Source organism: Aeromonas caviae (genome assembly GCF_000819785.1).
Taxonomy (GTDB): Bacteria; Pseudomonadota; Gammaproteobacteria; order Enterobacterales; family Aeromonadaceae; genus Aeromonas; species Aeromonas caviae.
Window position 1 is genome coordinate 1 of the sequence record NZ_CDBK01000013.1, and the last position, 3,958, is coordinate 3,958.

General features: G+C 64.4%; 3 protein-coding genes and 1 tRNA gene. 3 read left to right on the forward strand and 1 reads right to left on the reverse strand.

Going from position 1 to position 3,958, the window contains the following annotated elements; translation table 11 throughout:
* The first annotated feature begins 107 nt into the window (after window positions 1–107).
* The 3 genes from BN1120_RS01295 to yjjG all read left to right on the forward strand — a co-directional run bounded on the left by BN1120_RS01295 (window position 108) and on the right by yjjG (window position 2,527).
* Window positions 108–184: transfer RNA gene (locus BN1120_RS01295), tRNA-Met, on the forward strand.
* Window positions 185–328: 144 nt separating this feature from the next.
* Window positions 329–1,813, forward strand: a complete 1,485-nt coding sequence (locus BN1120_RS01300; RefSeq protein WP_042014407.1) for a M17 family metallopeptidase — start codon at window positions 329–331, stop codon at window positions 1,811–1,813.
* A 33-nt stretch (window positions 1,814–1,846) separates the two neighbouring features.
* Window positions 1,847–2,527 carry a pyrimidine 5'-nucleotidase gene (gene yjjG, locus BN1120_RS01305; RefSeq protein WP_042014409.1) on the forward strand — a complete coding sequence of 227 codons (681 nt, stop codon included), beginning with the start codon at window positions 1,847–1,849 and terminating at the stop codon, window positions 2,525–2,527.
* Window positions 2,528–2,598: 71 nt separating this feature from the next.
* Here yjjG and BN1120_RS01310 read toward each other — a convergent pair whose 3' ends face one another.
* Window positions 2,599–3,855: an amidohydrolase gene (locus tag BN1120_RS01310; protein ID WP_042014411.1), complete on the reverse strand. Its 1,257-nt coding sequence runs from the start codon at window positions 3,853–3,855 to the stop codon at window positions 2,599–2,601.
* Between the last annotated feature and the right edge of the window lie 103 nt (window positions 3,856–3,958).

A 3,958-nucleotide genomic window follows, 5' to 3' on the forward strand; every position in this document is an offset into this window, starting at 1 on the left:
CCCCGCAACCAACCATTTGTATCCATGGCAAGCGCATAGCGCTGCGGTGGAGACGAAGACAGCAAGAAGCAACTGCTCTGCTTTTTGTGGTGGCAATACAATTCGGACGCGGGGTGGAGCAGCTCGGTAGCTCGTCGGGCTCATAACCCGAAGGTCGTCGGTTCAAATCCGGCCCCCGCAACCAACTTCTGACTGCTTTTCTTCTGAATTACCTCTCTGATTACCTCCAGCATCTGTTGCTTGCACACAATAATGTGTGTTTTTCCGATCCCTCTCGCCATTTGTTCGGTATCATCCTGCTTTCTGTTCATGGATGAGGCCGCACCCTGTGATGACCCCTTTTAGCTATTCTTCTCCCCAAATCACGATGCAGAGCACCTCCCTCGCCGAAGTAATGGCAGGGCCGGCTGCCGTCAAACTCCTGCTCATTGCCGACTCAGCGCGCGATACCCTGCTGGCGACGCCTCCCTTTGCCGCCGTGGCAACCCAGATAGCCCTGGGTCAGAAGGCCCCCTATTCCCTTGACGACAGTCAGGGGCTGCAACGGGTGATCTTCATGGATGCCCGCCCGGTCCTGGATCATCGGCTCTACAAGCAGGTGCGCAGCTGGGTGGGCTCGCTGGCGGGCCTCAAGGCGACGCACCTGGCGCTCCATCTGGAGGGCTTTGACGATGAGCATCGCGCGCAACTGGCAAGGGTGGTGCTCGCCTGCCTGCTCGCCGCCGATGTGACCCTGCCGACCCAGAAACGAAGTGAGGCGACAAGACCGGGTTATCAGCAGTTGCAACTTTCCCCCCCTTGCGAGCTGGACATGGCCCGCCTGAGCGCAGAAACCGAAGGCAACGGTCTGGCTCGCCACCTGGCAGTGCTGCCAGCGTCCGAGCTCAATGCCCGTCATTACCGGGCCTATGCCCGGGAGCTGGCGCAGCAGGAGGGGTGGCAGTGGCAGGAGTTTGATGAGACGACCCTGGCACGGATGGGGGCTGGCGCCTTCCTGGCGGTGGCCCGTGGTTCGGCGGACGGTCAGGCCGCCATCGTCAGGCTCAGTTACTGTCCGGCCAACCCGGTGCGCCGCGTCGCGCTGGTGGGCAAGGGGATCTGCCACGACTCCGGTGGCTACAACCTGAAAGTCGGTGGCAGCATGTATGGCATGCACCTGGACATGGGGGGCAGCGCGGTGGCCCTTGGCACGTTGCTGGCCATCAGCCGGGCGAAACTCCCCGTTGAGGTGCACTGCTGGCTCGCCATCGCCGAGAACCACATCGGCCCGCAGGCCTTCCGGCCCGGTGAGGTGGTGACCGCCCTCAACGGCACCACCATCGAAGTGGTGGACACCGACGCCGAGGGTCGCATGGTGCTGGCGGATGCCCTGACCCTGGCGGCCGGGGACAAACCCGACTTGCTGATCGACTACGCCACCCTGACCGGCGCCTGCAAACGGGCGCTCGGCAGCCGTTACAGCGGCGCCTTCACCAACCGCCCCGAGTGGCTCACCACTCTGATAGCGCTGGGTCAGCAGAGCGGGGAGCGAGTCTGGCCCTTCCCTCTGGACGAGGATTACGATGACAACCTCGATAGCGAGTGGGCCGATCTGTTACAGTGCGCGCCGGGCGCCTACCCGGATCACATCGATGCCGCCCGTTTTCTCACGCGCTTCGTGCCCGCCGAGCTTCCCTGGTTGCACCTCGACCTGAGTGGTTTTCGCAACAAGGGGGGCAATGGCGTGGTGGGCAGCGAGGTAACCGGCTTTGGTGTCAGGCTGACCCTGACCCTGCTCGACAGCCCTCTGGGGATGGGTGCGCCCGACGCATGACAACGTGGCCAAGCACAATCAATAAGGACAAGCGTGAAACAAGCAAGCTATGACTGGGTGCTGTTCGATCTGGACGAAACCCTGCTCGATTTTCCGGTCGCCAGGGCGCTGGAGCGGACCCTGCAGATCTACGGCGTGGCGCCGACTCCCCCCAAGATGGCGGAGTACCATGCGCTCAACCAGCGGCTCTGGCAGCAGTACAACTCAGGGGAGATTGACGCCACCTACCTGCAGCAGACCCGTTTTTCGCTCTTTGCCGAGCAGGTCAACGTGGCGCCCATGGCGATGAACGAGACCTTCCTGCAGCAGATCATCGCCCTGAGCGTGCCGCTGGAGGGGGTGGAGGAGACCCTGCAGGCCCTGAAGAGCAAGGTCAGAATGGGGATCATCACCAACGGCTTCAGCCTGCCCCAGCGCGGGCGCCTCGACAAACTGGGCTGGAACAGCTGGTTTGAGCCTCTCGTTATCTCTGACGAGGTGCAGGTGACCAAGCCGGCGGCGGCCATCTTCCAGCATGCCCTGGCGCAGATGGGTCAGCCGAGCCCGGCGCGGGTGTTGATGGTGGGGGACAATCCCAAGACCGACATCGCCGGTGCCGCCGCCCAGGGGCTTGCCACCTGCTGGTACAACCCGGGGCGGGAGACAGTCCCGTGCGAGGCGACCCACGAGATCCACCACTTCGCCCATCTCTGCGCGATCGTGCTGGGAGAGTAGGTCCCCTATGCCCGCAAGGGTGTAAAAAAACAAGGCAGCCCATGGGCTGCCTTGTTTGCATCCGGCGTCTGCTAGCGGCCGAGGCGGGCGAGCAGCCAGGCCTCCAGCAAGGCCACTCCGGGGGCCAGCACGGCTTCGTCGAAGTCGAACTCCGGATGATGGTGGGGGGCCGCGAGGTTGGCTCCCAGGATGAAATAGGCGGCTTCGCCGCCGTGCTGCTGTACCCGCTCGATGAGGAAACCGGCATCCTCGCTGGCCCCGAAGCGGCGGGTGTGGATGGTATCAAGGGAATTCCCCTGTGCGAGAGGCACGATTTCCTCGATGAGGGCTGGGCTGTTCTCGATGCCGATCGCTTCCCCCTGTTTGCGGATGTGGTAGGTCGCACCCTGCATCAGGGCCGCCCCCTCCACAATCTGCTGCACCTGATTGAACATGTAGTCGTTGAGGGCCGGCGTCGCGCCACGGGTCTCCCCCATCAGGCGGGCATGGCCCGGGATGACGTTGCGTCCACTGCCGCCGTTGAGCTGCCCCACGTTGATGCGGGTCATGCCGTCCCGATGGCGGGGAATGCCGAGCATGGCGGTGGTGGCCATGCAGGCCGCCGCCAGGGCATTGTGGCCCGCGTTGGGCTCGAGCCCCGCATGGGCGGCTTGCCCCATGAACTCCACGTCGAATTTGGTTGAACAGAGAAACTCGGTGGGGTTGACCACCAGCTCACCACTGCTCGCGTGAATGCCGATGTGCAGTGCCAGCAGGGCGTCCACGTCGTCGAGCTGCCCCCCTGCCGCCAGCGCCTTGCCGCCTCGGCAGCCCTCTTCAGCCGGCTGGAAGAGGAGCTTGATGCGGCCAGTGAGGCGATCGGCGAGGGCCGCGATCCGCTCGGCCAGCACCAGCCCGATGGCGGTGTGGCCATCGTGGGCACAGGCGTGCATCCAGCCCGGGTTGGCGGAGTGCCAGCCTCCCTGGCCGGGCAGGTGTGACGCCTCCTGGCTCTCTTCGACCTCCACCGCATCGATATCGAAGCGAAACGCCAGGGTGGGGCCGGGGCGCCCGCTCTCCCAGAGTCCCATCACGCCGGTGAGTGCGTCGATCCGCGTCAGCCACTCCGGATGCGCCCCCTGGTGCAGGGCACGGGCCTTCTGGGCCTCGACGTCTATTTCCCGTCCCATGATGAGGGTGCTGGCGAGCAGTTGATCCCCCAGCATGATGGAGAAACCGAGTTCACTGAGGTGTTGGGCGATGAGGGTGGTGGTGCGAAATTCACACCAGGCGGCTTCGGGGTGACGATGAAGGTCGCGGCGCCAGTGGCGCAAGGCATCCTGAGTCATGGTGGTTCCTGCGTGGCAAATCCAGCGGCCATTGTGACGGGCAGGGGGGCAAGAGTAAATCCCGCAGGGGGAGATGCGACAAGGGGAGCCCGGGCTCCCCTTG